The 14,222-nt window shown below is 76.5% G+C and carries 13 protein-coding genes; 4 read left to right on the forward strand and 9 right to left on the reverse strand.

Annotated features, from left to right (window positions below; all coding sequences use genetic code 11):
* The 4 genes from ABD323_RS34020 to ABD323_RS34035 form a co-directional block, all read right to left on the reverse strand.
* A partial coding sequence (locus tag ABD323_RS34020) for a WD40 repeat domain-containing protein (protein WP_344445932.1) occupies positions 1-1,675 on the reverse strand: 1,675 nt, incomplete at its 3' end.
* 104 nt (positions 1,676-1,779) lie between these two features.
* Positions 1,780-3,234 (reverse strand): class II fumarate hydratase, encoded by a 1,455-nt coding sequence (locus ABD323_RS34025; protein WP_344445933.1) that lies wholly within the window; start codon positions 3,232-3,234, stop codon positions 1,780-1,782.
* A 102-nt stretch (positions 3,235-3,336) separates the two neighbouring features.
* Positions 3,337-3,807, reverse strand: coding sequence for a VOC family protein (locus ABD323_RS34030; RefSeq protein ID WP_344445934.1), 471 nt, complete (start codon positions 3,805-3,807; stop codon positions 3,337-3,339).
* 110 nt (positions 3,808-3,917) lie between these two features.
* Positions 3,918-4,967, reverse strand: a complete 1,050-nt coding sequence (locus ABD323_RS34035; RefSeq protein WP_344445935.1) for a DUF6597 domain-containing transcriptional factor — start codon at positions 4,965-4,967, stop codon at positions 3,918-3,920.
* A 123-nt stretch (positions 4,968-5,090) separates the two neighbouring features.
* On the opposite strand from ABD323_RS34035, the gene ABD323_RS34040 reads away from it, so the two are divergent.
* The gene (locus ABD323_RS34040; protein WP_344445936.1) at positions 5,091-5,897 is read left to right on the forward strand and encodes a DedA family protein; all 807 of its coding nucleotides are present in this window, start codon (positions 5,091-5,093) and stop codon (positions 5,895-5,897) included.
* On the opposite strand, the gene ABD323_RS34045 is transcribed toward ABD323_RS34040, so the two are convergent.
* Positions 5,844-6,758 (reverse strand): hypothetical protein, encoded by a 915-nt coding sequence (locus tag ABD323_RS34045; RefSeq protein WP_344445937.1) that lies wholly within the window; start codon positions 6,756-6,758, stop codon positions 5,844-5,846. The two genes, ABD323_RS34040 and ABD323_RS34045, sit on opposite strands and share 54 nt — an antisense overlap.
* 124 nt (positions 6,759-6,882) lie before the next feature.
* Here ABD323_RS34045 and ABD323_RS34050 point away from each other — a divergent pair, with 124 nt between their 5' ends.
* On the forward strand, positions 6,883-7,497 hold the full coding sequence (locus ABD323_RS34050) for a TIGR03086 family metal-binding protein (RefSeq protein ID WP_344445938.1): 615 nt from the start codon (positions 6,883-6,885) through the stop codon (positions 7,495-7,497).
* 33 nt (positions 7,498-7,530) lie between these two features.
* On the opposite strand, the gene ABD323_RS34055 is transcribed toward ABD323_RS34050, so the two are convergent.
* A complete protein-coding gene (locus ABD323_RS34055) occupies positions 7,531-9,390 on the reverse strand; it encodes a cholesterol oxidase substrate-binding domain-containing protein (protein ID WP_344445939.1) in 1,860 nt (619 codons plus the stop codon).
* A gap of 259 nt (positions 9,391-9,649) precedes the next feature.
* Here ABD323_RS34055 and ABD323_RS34060 point away from each other — a divergent pair, with 259 nt between their 5' ends.
* Complete coding sequence (locus ABD323_RS34060; protein WP_344445940.1) at positions 9,650-10,744, forward strand: NAD-dependent epimerase/dehydratase family protein; 1,095 nt, start codon at positions 9,650-9,652, stop codon at positions 10,742-10,744.
* Positions 10,745-10,813: 69 nt separating this feature from the next.
* On the opposite strand, the gene ABD323_RS34065 is transcribed toward ABD323_RS34060, so the two are convergent.
* From ABD323_RS34065 to ABD323_RS34075, 3 genes are all read right to left on the reverse strand, one after another.
* Positions 10,814-11,416 carry a 3'-5' exonuclease gene (locus tag ABD323_RS34065; RefSeq protein ID WP_344445941.1) on the reverse strand — a complete coding sequence of 201 codons (603 nt, stop codon included), beginning with the start codon at positions 11,414-11,416 and terminating at the stop codon, positions 10,814-10,816.
* A 61-nt stretch (positions 11,417-11,477) separates the two neighbouring features.
* Positions 11,478-12,653 (reverse strand): sensor histidine kinase, encoded by a 1,176-nt coding sequence (locus tag ABD323_RS34070; protein ID WP_344445942.1) that lies wholly within the window; start codon positions 12,651-12,653, stop codon positions 11,478-11,480.
* Positions 12,650-13,507: a response regulator transcription factor gene (locus ABD323_RS34075; protein WP_425556259.1), complete on the reverse strand. Its 858-nt coding sequence runs from the start codon at positions 13,505-13,507 to the stop codon at positions 12,650-12,652. Before ABD323_RS34075 ends, ABD323_RS34070 begins: the two co-directional genes overlap by 4 nt.
* Positions 13,508-13,621: 114 nt before the next feature.
* On the opposite strand from ABD323_RS34075, the gene ABD323_RS34080 reads away from it, so the two are divergent.
* On the forward strand, positions 13,622-14,222 hold a 601-nt coding region (locus tag ABD323_RS34080; RefSeq protein ID WP_344445943.1), incomplete at its 3' end, for a glycosyltransferase family 2 protein.

Here is a 14,222-nt window from a genome sequence, read left to right on the forward strand (position 1 = left end):
TGCGGGACCCCTCGCCCTCGGCCCGCTGCCGCTCCAGGTCGTGGCGGGCGGCCGCGCGCACCCCGCCGCTCTCCCCGCTCTCGCCGCTCTCCAGCCGGCCGGCCTGGCCGCCGGCGACCGGGTCCCAGTAGCGCACCGTCCCGTCGTCACTGGCCGTGACGGCGAGCGGCCGGCCGTCGAGCACCACGGTCGCCACCGCCCGCACCGCGTCCAGGTGGCCGACGGTGGGCGCACCGACGGGCTCACCGGTGGCCAGGTCCCACAGCCGCACCGTGCGGTCGGCCCCGGCGCTGACCGCGTGCGGACGACCGTCCAGCAGCAGCGTCGCCACCCCCGCCACCTCGCCGTCGTGACCGGCCGTCGGCGCGCCGAGCACTCGGGGGGCCGTCAGGTCCCAGCTGCGCAGCAGCCCGTCGTCCGAGCCGGCGACGGCGTGCGGACGGCCCTCCAGCTCGACGGTGGCGACCGCGCCGACCCAGCGGGTGGACTCCATCAGCGGCGACCCGGCCGGCCGCCCGGTCTTCACGTCCCAGAGCCGGACCGTCCCGTCGGTACTGCTGCTGACCGCGTGCGGGCGGCCCACCACCACCGCCGTCGCCACCGCCCGGACCCGGTTGGCGTGGCCGGTCATCGGCTCGCCGACCTGCCGCCCGCAGGTCAGGTCCCAGAGCCGCACCGACTCGTCGCCGAAGCCGCCGCCGGTGACCGCGTGCGGACGACCCTCCAGCAGCAGCGTCGCCACCGCCGCCACCTCGCCGCTGTGGCCCTTCAACGGCTCGCCGACCTGCTCCCCGGTGACCGCGTCCCAGCGCCGCAGGTCGCCGAAGTCGCTTCCGGTGAGGATGAGTTCGCGACCGTCGACGACGGCTGCGGCCACCGCCGCCACCGGGCCGAACGGGTTGCGGAGCGCCGCGCCGACCTGCTCGCCGGTGGCCAGGTCCCACCGGCGCACCGACTCGTCGCCGAAGCCGCCGCCGGTGACCGCGTGCGGACGACCCTCCAGCAGCAGCGTCGCCACCGCCGCCACCGTGCCGGCGTGACCCGCCAGCGGCTCACCGATCTGCTCGCCGGTCGTCAGGTCCCAGCGTCGCGCCGTGCCGTCCCAGCTGCTGGTGACCGCCAGCGGACGGCCCGCGACCACGGCCGCCGCCACCGCCACCAACTCGCCGGTGTGGCCGGCCATTGGGCGGCCGACCGGTTCGCCCGAGGCGACGTCCCAGACCCGGACCAGCCCGTCACCGCCCCCCGTGACGACCAGCGGACGGCCCTCGACCACCAGGGTCGCCAGCGCCGTCACCCCGCGCTCGTGGGCGCCCAGCACGTGCCGTAGCCGGGGCGCCAGCTGACTGCCGGTGGCCCACGCCACCCGCCAGGGCGCGGGCGGCTCGCCGGCCACCGGTAGCGCGCCGAGGCCTGCCGCCAACTCCCGGGCCCCGTACCGGTTCGCGTCCAGGGCGAGGACCTGCCGGCGCACCGCGGGGCCTGCCGCGCGGTGCAGGTGCGCCGAGGCCCGGTACACCGCGGCGGCCCACCGCGCGGCGGGCCCGGCCGCCCGGTCGAGCAGCGGCAGCACCTGTCGCGGATCCGCCGTCACCAGAAACCGCGGATCCGTCAATTGCTGGTCCACCAGGCCCGGTTCGAGGTCCTGGTGCCCGCCGAGCAGATCATCACCCATGGCCGGCACAGTAGCCGCCGCTGCCGACAGCGCTCCAAGGGGCCCCGGGAACCGTGTCCCGGTCGACCACCGCCGGCGTGCCCGTCACCCAGGTCAGGGGCGGGTCACGGGTGGGTCATCCGCAGGACGTCGAGGGCCTCGTCGAGTTGCGCCTCGGTGAGCAGGCCGCGCTCCAGGTAACCACGGTCGATGACGACCTCGCGGATCGTCCGGGACTGCGCCAGCGCCTGTTTGGCCACCTTGGCGGCCTCCTCGTAGCCGATGTAACGGTTGAGCGGAGTGACCACGGAGGGGGAGGACTCGGCGTAGGAGCGGGCGCGCTCGACGTTGGCGGTGATGCCGTCGACCGTGCGGTCGGCCAGCAGGCGGGAGGCGTTGGCGAGCAGGCTGATCGACTCCAGCAGGTTGCGGGCGATCACCGGCAGCATCACGTTGAGCTCGAAGTTGCCGCTCGCGCCCGCCATCGCCACCGTGGCGTCGTTGCCCACCACCTGGGCGGCGACCATCGCCACCACCTCGGGGATCACCGGGTTGACCTTGCCGGGCATGATCGAGGAGCCGGGCTGGAGGTCGGGCAGGTTGATCTCGGCCAGGCCGGTGCGCGGTCCCGAGGCCATCCAGCGCAGGTCGTTGACGATCTTGGTCAGGCCGACCGCGATCGTGCGCAGCTGGCCGCTGAGCTCCACCAGCGCGTCCCGCGCGCCCTGCGCCTCGAAGTGGTTGCGCGCCTCGGTCAGCGGCAGGCCGGTGGCCCGCGCCAGCTCGGCGATCACCGCGGCCGAGAAGCCGGGCGGGGTGTTGATGCCCGTCCCCACGGCGGTACCGCCCAGCGGCAGCTCGGCCACCCGGGGCAGGGTGGCCCGCAGCCGTTCCTGGCCGTAGCGGACCTGGGCCGCGTACCCGCCGAACTCCTGGCCCAGGGTGACCGGGGTGGCGTCCATCAGGTGCGTGCGCCCGGCCTTGACCACCTCGGCGAACGCCGACGACCTGGCCTCCAGGGCCAGCGCCAGGTGGTCCAGCGCGGGCATCAGGTCCTCGGTGACCGCGGCGGTGGCGGCGACGTGGATCGAGGAGGGGAAGACGTCGTTGGACGACTGACTCGCGTTGACCTGGTCGTTCGGGTGGACGGGGTGGCCCAGCCGCTCGGCGGCGAGGGTGGCGATCACCTCGTTGGCGTTCATGTTGGAGGAGGTGCCGGAGCCGGTCTGGAAGACGTCCACCGGGAACTGGTCGTCCCAGCGGCCCTCGGCCACCTCGGCGGCCGCCTGCCCGATCGCCCCCGCCACCGCGGCGTCCAGGATGCCCAGCCGGGCGTTGACGGTGGCCGCCGCCGCCTTGATCCGGGCCAGCGCGGCGATGTGCGCGCGGCTCAGGTGCCGGCCGGAGACCGGGAAGTTCTCGACCGCGCGCTGGGTCTGCGCCTGCCACTTCGCGGCGGCCGGCACCCGCACCTCGCCCATCGAGTCGTGCTCGATCCGGTACGCCTCGCCCTCGCCCTGAGCCGCGTCCCGGCCCTGGCCGTCGCCCTCGGATCGGACACCCTCCTGCTGTGCGCCCATCGCACACCACCTCCCACCCCAGCACAGCTCCCCCGGGTCGCCGGGTATTTCCGGCGGCCCGGGGATTCACCCGTCAGGCCCAGCCCGCTGGGCCGCCCGTCGTCAGGACGGCGTGCGGCGCGGCTCGCCCCGGTAGGTGCCGAAGGACCAGCGGTTGCCCTCCGGGTCACGGGCGGCGAAGTCCCGCGAGCCGTAGTCGGTGTCGTGCGGCGCGCTGGTGATCTCGGCGCCGGCCGCCTTGGCCCGGTCGTGCAGGGCGTCGGGCTCGTCAGTCACCACGTAGGCACCGAAGGAGCCGGGCGGCAGCGACCAGTCCTCCCCCGCGTCCTCGGCGTCCGGCGCGGGCTCGCGGACCGAGCCGAGCATCACGCCGCCACCGGCCGGCCAACTGAGCTCGGCGTGGTGCACCACGTCGCCCTCGCCGTAGACGGCGGTCTCCTCGAAGCCGAACGCCGTCACCAGGAAGCGGATCAGGGCCCGGGCGTCGCGGGCGCGCAGGCAGGGCCAGACCTGCGGGGGCGGCGCCGCTGTGGTGTCGGTTGCTGCGGTGTCGGCTGCTGTCGTGTCGGCCATCTCGACCGGACCTCCTCGGTAGTCGGGCCCCGGATCGCCCCGGGACGCCTCCAGCCTGCGCCGCGGCGGGGGCGGTGGCTTGGACGTTTCGGAACAGGTCGGCCGCCCGGTCACGACCCGCCGGCGGCCACCGGCCCGGCCGCGGCCGGCGACCCGAGCACCTCCTCGGCCAGCCAGCGGCTCGGCGGGCAGCCGGCCAGCGCCCGGAACTCGCGCGCGAGGTGCGCCTGGTCGAAGTACCCGCAGTGCGCGGCGAGCCGGGCCAGCCCCAGGCCGCCGTCCACTGCACCGCCGTCCACTGCACCGCCGTCCACTGCACCGGGGTCCGCTGCACCGGGGTCCGCTGCGCCCAGGTCCATCGGGCCGGGGTACAGAGAGCCCGGATCCGCTTCACCCAGGTCCATCGGGCCCGCCACCGGCCGCCGGGGCCGCACCGCGCGGGCGGCCAGCAGCCGGCGGGCCCGGTCGAAGCGCACCACCCGCGCGGCGGCCTTCGGGGTCAGGCCGATCTCGGTGCGGAAGCGGCCCGCCAGGTGGCGCCCGCTCCAGCCGACCTCGCGGGCGAGAGCGGCGGCCGAGGGCCTGCCGCCGCCGTCCAGCAGCAGCCGCCAGGCCCGCACCACCTCCGGCGACAGCGCGCTCGGACGGGTCGCGCCGAGCAGCCGGGTCAGCAGCCAGTGGTCGACCGCGGCGAACCGGGCCGGCCGGTCCGGCGCCGCGCAGAGCCGCTCGCGCCCCTCCCCCGCCCAGCCGCCCAGCACCTGCTCGGCGGCGAAGTCCTGCCCGGCCAGTTCCCCCGCCGGCAGCCCCAGCAGGACCCGGGCCCCCAGCGGACTGAGCGCGATCTGCACGCCCGACTGCCGCCCCTGATGGGTGATCAGCGCCGGGCTGGTGTGCAGGCCGCCGAGCAGCGCCCGGTACTCGGCCGGCGCGGCCGCCGGGTCGGGGTGCGCGCGCACGGTCAGCGGGTCGTCCAGGGTGAGGATCAGCGTCAGGTACGGGGAGGGCAGCCCGCGGTGGCGCATCGGCGCCACGCCGCGCTGCCGGTAGCCGGAGTACCACGCGACGTAACGGCGCAGCGCGGGGGCCGGCCGGCCCTGGACCGCCTCGTCGACGATCTGGTCCGGGCCCGCGGGCTCCGCGTGCGGGGGGCTGGTCACCCGTTCATTCTCACCCGTCGCCGGGCCGCGGTCAGCACGGGTGGGGCGGGGGGACGGCGGACCGGAATGACGGGTCCACCCGGCGTGTTGCCCCCGAGGGGGCCGGGCGACGAGGAGAGGACGATGGACTCGCTGACCTCGCTGGTGCAGTCCGCCGGTCTCTGGTCCTACGCGCTGATCTTCGCCCTCACCGCCGCCGAGACCAGTGCCTTCGTCGGCGTGGTGCTGCCGAGCGAGACGGTGATCCTCTTCGCCGCCGCGCTGGCCGCCCAGGGCACCCTGAGCCCGCTGCCGCTGGCGATCGCGGTGATCGCCGGCGGGATCGTCGGGGACAGCGTCGGGTACTGGCTGGGGCGGCTGCTCGGCCGGCGGGTCGCCGCCCGCCGCCGGGGCCACCGGATCCGCCCGGGCGGGCGGATCGACCGGGCCGGCGGCTACCTGCGCGAACGCGGTGGTCCGGCCGTCTTCACCGGGCGCTTCATCGGGTTCGTCCGCTCGTTCGTCCCGTTCGCGGCCGGCGCGGCCCGGATGCCCTACCGCCGTTTCCTGGGGTTCAGCGCCGCCGCCTCGGTCGCCTGGGGGCTGGCCAACGTGGCGCTGGGCTACTTCCTGGGCGCCTCCGCCGAGCGGCTGCTGCGCACCATCGGCCTGGCGGGCGCGGCCGCGGTGGCGGGTGTGGCGCTCGCGGCGATCGGGCTCTGGCTGCTGCGCCGGCGGCGGGCCGGGCGCCCGGCCGCCGAGGCGGCGGGGGCGGCGGACGCCTCGGAGGGATCGGAGGGAGAGGGAGGGGACCCGGCCGGCGGGGCGCGGAAGGCGGGCACGGTGGCGCAGGCGGGCCCCGGGGAGCAGGCGGAGGTGGCCCGGGAGGCGGGCGGGTCACTGCAGGATGTTGACCGCCCGGGCCACCACCAGCACCACGGTCAGCAGTGAGACCACCGACTGCAGCATCATCAACAGCTTGGCCCAGAGCGAGAGCGGCATGGTGTCGGTCGGGCTGAAGGCGGTGGCGTTGGTGTACGCCACGTAGAGGTAGTCCAGGAACCCGGGCTCCCAGTGCACGGGCGCGATGTCCTGCTGCTGCATCTGCGGGAAGAGGAAGTCGGGGTAGTCGGCGGTGCCGCGGGCCCGGGCGGCCGGACCGCCACGGTCCCACTCCCAGTACCAGAGCGCGAAGGCGATCACGTTGGTCGCCCAGACCGCCCCGCCGGTGCTGAGCAGGGTGAACGCCGTGGTGCTGCCGTGGCCGTAGACCAGGTCGCGGACCAGGCCGACCGCCGACCAGCCGTTGGCCAGGCTGATCGCCGCGACCAGCAACAGGCTCAGCGAGCGCAGCACGCGCGAGCTGCGGCCCAGGGTGCGGTGCGGGTTCATCGCGGCGAGCGCGACCAGCAGGCCGACCTCCAGGGCCGGCAGCAGCCAGCGCGGGTGGATGCTGAGCCGCGCGGGCAGGGTGAACTGCAACCCGATCGCGCAGAGGATCACCACGGTGACCGCCCAGCGCTGCTCGGCCTCGGTCTCGGTCTGCCAGACCGGCTTCGGTGCCTCACCGTTCCCCGCGGCGCCCGCGCCGGTGCCGGGCAGCGGCACCGGCGAGTCGACCAGCAGCGCCTCGATCCGGTCGAGCCGGTGGTGCAGCAGCTCGGCGAGCTCGTGCGCGCTGCCCGACGCGGGGGCCGGGGCGGCGCCCGGGGCCGGGGGCGTCGGGGCCGGCGGGGTCGGGGCCGGCGGGGTCGGTGCGCTCGCTGCCGGCCGCTCGGTGGCCTCCGGCCGGTCGTCGCGATCATCGTTCATGGCGCCCATTCTGCTCGCCGGGCCCGGGCCGGGCGGAGCCGGGCGGGGCATCGGGAACCTGACGGCGTGTCAGTGGCCGTCGATATGCTGGTTCCTCCACCAACGATCCCACCGAGGAGCACAGATGACCGACCCGGTCGACGGACCCGAGCTCGACGGCCTCGAGCTGCTGGGTCAGGCGCACGACCACCTGCGGGCGGCGGTGCGCGGCGTGCCGGCCGAGGGCTGGGGCGTCCCCACGCCGTGCAGCCGGTGGACGGCGCGGCAGGTGCTCAACCACGCCCGGCTGGACCAGCTCGCCTACGCCGCCGCCGTCACCGGCACCGGGCACCCGACCAGCGACCCGTTCGCCCCGGTCGACGAGCTGGACGGCGACCCGTTGGCGGGCCTGGAGCAGGTCTTCGACGCGGTGCTCGGCGCGCTGGCCACCCTGCCCGCCGGCGCGGAGAGCGCCCCCACCCCGATCGGCCCGCTGGCCCCCTGGCTCGGCGCCGGCGCGGCCGCGCTGGACGCGGCGGTGCACGGCTGGGACATCGCCGTCGCCACCGGACAGCACCTCCCGCTGCCCGAGCCGCTCGCCGAGGGCCTGCTGGTGGTGTCCGGACACCTGGTCGAGGGCCTGCGGGCGTACGGCGTCTTCGCCCCCGCACTGCCCGCCGGGCCGGGCGACTCGGCCGGTGACGCGCTGCTGCGCCTGCTGGGCCGCGATCCGCGCTGGAGCGCCACGCCGGCGCGGTGAGCCCGGGCGCGGTGAGCCCGGGTCGGGCCGGGGTCAGCGCAGCAGGCTGTCGAGGAACGGGTTGCCGAAGACGCGGTGCGGGTCGTGGCGGTCCAGGGTGGCCACCGCCTCGTCCCAGCCCGGGTCGCCGCTGGCCCGGTAGGAGGCGGGGATGACCCGGCCCAGGACGTCGGGGTCGGCCCAGGCGGCGTCGGCGGTGTAGGCCCAGCCCTTGGACCACTCGACGCGCAGCGCGGCCCGGGTGCCGTCGAAGGCGGTCAGCAGGTCCTGCTCCAGGTCGCGGCCGAAGGCGTGCAGGTCGGGGGTGCCGGGCAGGGTCAGCACGTCGAACCAGACGGCGACGTCCCACTCCGGGTGGTCGGCCCGCGGGCGCAGCGCCGAGAGCAGCGGCGGGCGGGCGCCGGGGACGCCGCAGACCGCCGGGTCGTCCAGGGCGGTGACCCGGATCTCCACGGCACCGTTGACGGGGTACCGGCCCTGGCCCTGGTACTGCGTCAGCAGGCGCTGGTAGCCGTCGGTCATCCGGTGCACCACCCACTGCACGTCGGCCCGCCGGGCGAGCACGGCGTAGCCGTTGGCGGTCATCCGCAGCGTGGTCGGGCGCACGTACTGCAGCAGGGTGCGCGAGGGGCCCCAGAGGTCGGAGCGCAGACCGCCGGCGAGCAGGTGGGTGACCACGTCGAGGCTGAGCAGGTCGCGCAGCAGGCTGCCGGAGAGCAGCACGTCGGTCAGGTCGCCGGTCAGGCCGAGTTCGGCGATCAGGAACTGGAGTTGACCGAAGACCGGGGCCAGCGCCCAGGAGCCGCTGATGAGTTGCCCGGCCAGGTCGGCGACCGGCGTGGGGATGTTGTCGGAGAACGGGTAGTTGTAGGGCACCTCGACGGCGCGGGAGGCGAAGGGGCGGCGCGGGGTGACGCTCCAGGACTTCAGCCACGGGCGGTCGGTGTAGGCGAACCAGATCGCCTCCACCCGGCCGTCGCGCTCCAGGAAGTCGGCGAACGTGTCGCCGTTGCCGGTGCCCGGGGCCGCGAAGAGTTCGGTGGCGGGGATGTCCAGCCGGCTGACGCAGCGCAGGTTCTGGTCCACCCCGGCCCGCAGTTCGGCCTCGACGACGAAGGCCCGGCCCAGGTTGACCAGCAGCGCGGCGCAGTCCGGCTCGGAGCGGTCGAAGGTGCGCAGGGCGTAGCGGCCCGCCCCCTCGTCCCAGACCACGGCGGTCAGACGGGTGACCAGGTTGCTGACCGAGCCGAAGCCGTGGCCGGCGGGCGCGCCCTCCCCCGCGGCCGGCACGGCGGTGCCGTGGCCACCGATGGCGAGCACGCCGCCGAGCGTCACGTCACCCGGCGCGGGGCAGGCGGTCAGGCCCAGGCCGCGGCCCGCCAGGTGGACGAGGAGCTGTTCGAGGTCGGCGCCGGCCTGCGCGCGGACCCCGACCGGGCGGCCGGGGTCGGTGGGGCCGACGGCGGTCAGGTGGCGGGTGGTGTCGACCAGCAGCACGGCGGTGCCGGCGGGCGTCCCGTCGGCGACGGTCAGCGGGGCCCAGGTGTGCCGGTGGCCCTGCGGGCGCAGCCGCCAGCCCTGCGCGTGCGCCCAGTTCGCCAGCGTCACCACGTCGTCGGCGGTGGCCGGGGTGCAGGTCCAGAGCTGGTCGGCGCGGATCTCGCCGGCCCAGTTCTCGAACTCCTGCCGGTGGACCTCGATGCCCGGCGGGAAGGCGGGCGGGGCGGGCACGCCGTCGGCGGGGGGCCGGTCGGGGCCGATGGCGCCGCGCAGCAGCCAGGACACGCCGCCGAGGGCGGCCGAGCCGGCCAGCAGTCGACGCCGTGTCAGGCCGGTTGGCTGCGACGGTCGGTCCGTCGAGCCGTCCGAGCCCGTGAAGTCCTCCCGGGTCATGCCACCCTCCTCGTTCGCACAGGCGCGCGTCCAGATGGGATCTGAGCGATCGCGACGGGCCCGACAGTAGACAGTGACGGGTCCACGGCGACTCGATTCCAAGATCCATCACTGGTTCGAGTGAACTCGGCGGACTGCGGGAACTTTCCGGAGAGAGTCATGGGCGAACGAAGCACCGGGCCCGGTGACCTCTTACGGAGTTCTGACGCCACGTCGTCCGGGACCGCTCGCAGGACCGGCTCCCACTAGCGTCGCGGGTATGGAGATTCTGCTCACCGGCGGCGCCGGGTTCATCGGTTCGGCGATCGCCGCCCGGCTGGTCGGGGCGGGGCACCGGGTGCGGGTGCTGGACGCGCTGCTGCCCGCGGTCCACCCCGACGGCCTGGCCGGCGTCCGGCTGCCGGCCGGGGTCGACTTCGTGCACGGGGACGTCCGGGACCGGGCGACGGTCGAGCGGGCCCTGCACGGGGTGGAGGCGGTCTGCCACCAGGCGGCCATGGTGGGGCTGGGCCTCGACCTGGACGACGCGCCCGACTACGTGTCCTGCAACGAGCTGGGCACCGCGGTGCTGCTCGCGGCGATGGCCCGCGGCGGCGTGCGGCAGCTGGTGCTCGCCGGGTCGATGGTGGTCTACGGCGAGGGGCGCTACGACTGCGCCGAGCACGGCACCGTCGCCCCGGGACCGCGCCGGCCGACCGACCTGGACGCCGGCCGCTTCGAGCCGCCCTGCCCGCACTGCGGCGCGCCGCTGCTCGCCGGGCTGGCGGCCGAGAGCGCACCGGCCGATCCGCGCAACGTGTACGCGACGACCAAGCTGGCCCAGGAGCACCTGGCCGCCGCCTGGGCCCGGGCCTGCGGCGGGCGGGCCCTGACGCTGCGCTACCACAACGTGTACGGGCCCGGGATGCCGCGCGACACGCCGTACGCGGGGGTCGCCTCGATCTTCCGCTCGGCGCTGGCGGCCGGCCGGGCCCCGCGGGTCTTCGAGGACGGCGGCCAGCGCCGCGACTTCGTCCACGTCGAGGACGTCGCCGCCGCCAACGAGGTGGCGCTGGCCGCGCTCGCCGGCCGCCCGGCCGGCAGCGCGCGGGTCTACAACACCGGCAGCGGCACCGTGCACACCGTGGGCGAGATGGCGGCCGCGCTGGCGGCGACGCACGGCGGACCGGCGCCGGTGGTGACCGGCGAGTACCGGCTGGGCGCCGTGCGGCACATCCCCGCCGACGCGCTGCGGCTGCGCGAGGAGCTGGGGTGGCGCCCGGCGGTCGCGTTCGCCGAGGGCATGGCGCGGTTCGCCGCGGCCCCGCTGCGTGGGGCGGACCGGCCGGTGGCCGCGACGGCGAGCCGCCGCTGACACGCCGACCGGCGTCGCCGGCAGCCCCGCGAGGGCCGGCGGTGGCGCGGGTGACGCCGGCCGGGCCGCTCAGGTCTGGTGCCAGGACCGCTGCCAGGGCGCCTGCTGCCAGGCGTGCACCTCGTCCGGCGGCCAGGCGTCGGCGGCCCGCAGGCCCAGGACCAGGGCCGCGATGTTCCAGGCGTCGTCCTCGCCGCGGTGGTGGCGCCCCTCCAGCGGGAGTCCGGCCAGCTCCAGGGCCTTGGCCATGCCCGGGCGCCGGCGCAGCCCGTTCGCCGTGGTGAAGGCGGCCTTGGCGTTGGTGTGCCGCCGCCCGAACGGGTACTCCACCCGGGCCGCCTGGCACTGCCGGGTGAACTGCAGCCGGTCGTAGTCGCCCCAGCTGGCCCAGGGCCGCTCGCCGGCCCGGTGCTCGGTGGCCAGCAGCCGGCAGGCCTGCGCGAACGAGACCCCGCCGGCCACCTCCTGCTGGGTGAGCCCGGTCAGTTCGGTGCAGAAGGCGCTCACCGTCGAGCGGGCGGGCCGCACCAGGATCCGGTGCCGGCCGACCCGCTCACCCGCGGCGAGGTCGACCACCGTGAGCCCGATCTCGATGATCTCGCTGACGGCGCCGGGCGGCACCGGACCGTCCCAGCAGGTCGCCTCGACATCCACCACGTTCAACAGGCTCATTCGCTCGATCCTGCTCGGCGCGGCGCACCCGGGCAACCGGTTTTCGCGGTTGTCGGGTCGCTCAGCCGGCCAGGGCCTGTGCCGGCGCGGCGGGCAGGGCGATCTCGAAGCAGCAGCCACCGTTCACGTTGCGCACCGAGGCGCGTCCCGCGTGCGCCTCGACGATGCCGCGCACGATCGCCAGGCCCAGCCCGGCCCCGGTGTCGCCGTGGTGCTCCACCGCGCCGCCGGGCACCGCCCCGCGCAGCGGCCGCGGCGTGCGGGCGCTGCCGGCCCGCCAGCCGGTCTCGAAGACCCGGCCCAGGTCCGCCTCAGGGATGCCGCCGCAGCCGTCGGTGACCGAGAGCACCACCGCCCCCTCCTCGCGCCGGGCGGCCACCGCCACCACGCCGTCCGCGGGGGTCGAGCGGATCGCGTTGATCAGCAGGTTGCCGAGCACCCGGGTGATCTCCCGGCCGTCCACCTCGACCGGCGCCGGCTCGACCTGCTCGCCGCTCAGGTGCACCCCGCGCTCGCGGGCCAGCGGGTAGGCGCCGGCGATGGCGTCGCCCACCAGGTCGTAGACCGAGACCCGGGCGAGCGAGAGGGTCAGCGCGCCGGCCTGGATCCGGGAGAGCTCGAAGAGGTCGTCGACCATGCCGGTGAGGCGGTCCACCTCGGTGCGGATCCGGCCGTGGTAGCGGGCCGGGTCCTCGGCCACCCCGTCCTCCAGCGCCTCGGCCATCGCGCGCAGGCCCGCCAGCGGGGTGCGCAGGTCGTGCGAGATCCAGGCGATCAGCTCGCGGCGCGAGGACTCCAGCGCCTGCTCGCGTTCGCGGGACTCGGCCAGCCGGGCACTGGTGGCGGCCAGCTCGCCGCTCAGCTGGGCGAGTTCGGAGCCCAGCGGGCCGGCCGGCGCGGCGAAGCCGGCGTCACTGCCGACCGTGCGGGCGGCCAGCGCCAGTGCCCGGCTGCCGGCCACCACCTGGCGGCCGACTATGGCGGCGGTGACCAGCGAGACCACGGCGGCCATGCAGGTGACGGTGATGACCACGCCGAGGTCGTGATGCGAGAGGAACATCGCCTGGGCCACCGCCAGCGTGCCGGCGGTCATCGCCAGCACGGTGACCACCGCGACGGTGAACAGCGAGAGCGCCACCGAGCGGCGGCGCAGCAACCGCACGGTCGGCCAGCCGACCAGCCCGGCCGCTCCGGCGGCGAGCGCGGCGTAGAGGGCGATCAGCAGCAGGTCCTTCACGCGGACGCACCTCCGGTCGTGGTCGCGGGCGCGGTCGGCGCGGCGGCGGGTCCGGCAGGTTCGGCGGCGGGTCCGGCAGGTCCGGCGGTGGCAGCGGGGTGGACCGGGTCGAAGCGGTAGCCGACCCCCCAGACGGTGCTGATCAGCACCGGCGCGGCCGGGTCGTCCTCGACCTTCTCGCGCAGCCGGCGCACGTGCACCGTCACGGTGGACAGGTCGCCGAAGTCCCAGCCCCAGACCTTGTGCATCAGCTCCTCCCGCCCGAACGCCGTGCCGGGGTTCTTGGCCAGGAAGGTCAGCAGGTCGAACTCCCGCTGGGTCAGCGAGAGTTCACGGCTGCCACGGAAGGCGCGGCGGGCCTGCTGGTCGAGCGCGAGGTCCCCGGCCCGCAGCGGGCCGGCGGGCGCGCCGCCGGGGACGGGCGCCGGCGCGGCGTTGCGGCGCAGCACCGCCTGGATCCGCAGGACGAGTTCGCGCGGGCTGAACGGCTTGGTGACGTAGTCGTCGGCGCCCAGCTCCAGGCCCAGGATCCGCTCGGACTCCTCGCCCTTGGCGGTCAGCATCACCACCGCCGGACCGCCGCCGTCCACCCGCAGCCGGCGGCAGACCTCCAGTCCGTCGATCTCGGGCAGCATCAGGTCGAGCACCACCAGGTCCGGGCGGCCCTCGGCGGCCCGCTCCAGCGCCTCGCGGCCGTCGGCGGCCCGGTCGACGGCGTAGCCGGCCCGCAGCAGGTAGCCGGTGACCACCTCGGCGACGGTCGGATCGTCGTCGACCACCAGGATCCGGGCGGCGGGCTGGGCCGGCGGCGGGGCCGTGGGGGGCGCGGGCCGGGCGGCCGGGTTCTCTGTCACGCCTCCGAGGATAGGGATGCCGCGGCCCTGATCGTCCGGGCGCGGGCCGCCGTAGGACTTCCGTAAGGTGGCGCCGCACCCCCGCGGGGCCCCGCGCTGCCTAGCGTGGACGCCGTGACCTCTCCTCCCTCCGTGCCGGCCGCCTGCCCGCCGGCGCCCCTTCCTTCCGTCGACGTCGTGCTCCCCTGCCTGGACGAGGCGGCGGCGCTGCCCTGGGTCCTGGGCCGGATTCCGGCCGGCTGGCGGGCGGTGGTCGTGGACAACGGGTCGCGGGACGGCTCGGCCGAGCTGGCCCGCTCGCTGGGCGCCACCGTCGTGCACGAGCCGCGCCGCGGCTTCGGGGCCGCCTGCCACGCCGGGCTGCTGGCCGCCACCGCCGAACTGGTCTGCTTCCTGGACTGTGACGGATCCCTCGACCCGGCCCAGCTGCCCCGGGTGACCGCCCCGGTGCTGGCGGGCGAGGCCGATCTGGTGCTCGGCCGGCGGCGCCCGACGGCCCGCGGCGCCTGGCCACCGCACGCCCGGCTCGCCAACGCCCTGCTGGCCGAGCGGCTGCGGGCGCGCACCGGCGCGCCGCTGCACGACCTCGGCCCGATGCGGGCGGTCCGCCGCGAGCGGCTGCTGGCGCTGGGACTGGCGGACCGCCGCTCCGGCTACCCGCTGGAGATGGTGCTGACCGGGCACGCGGCCGGGATGCGGATCGCCGGGGGGGGGG

Origin of the sequence: Kitasatospora nipponensis (genome assembly GCF_039528135.1) — a bacterium.
Taxonomy (GTDB): domain Bacteria; phylum Actinomycetota; class Actinomycetes; order Streptomycetales; family Streptomycetaceae; genus Kitasatospora; species Kitasatospora nipponensis.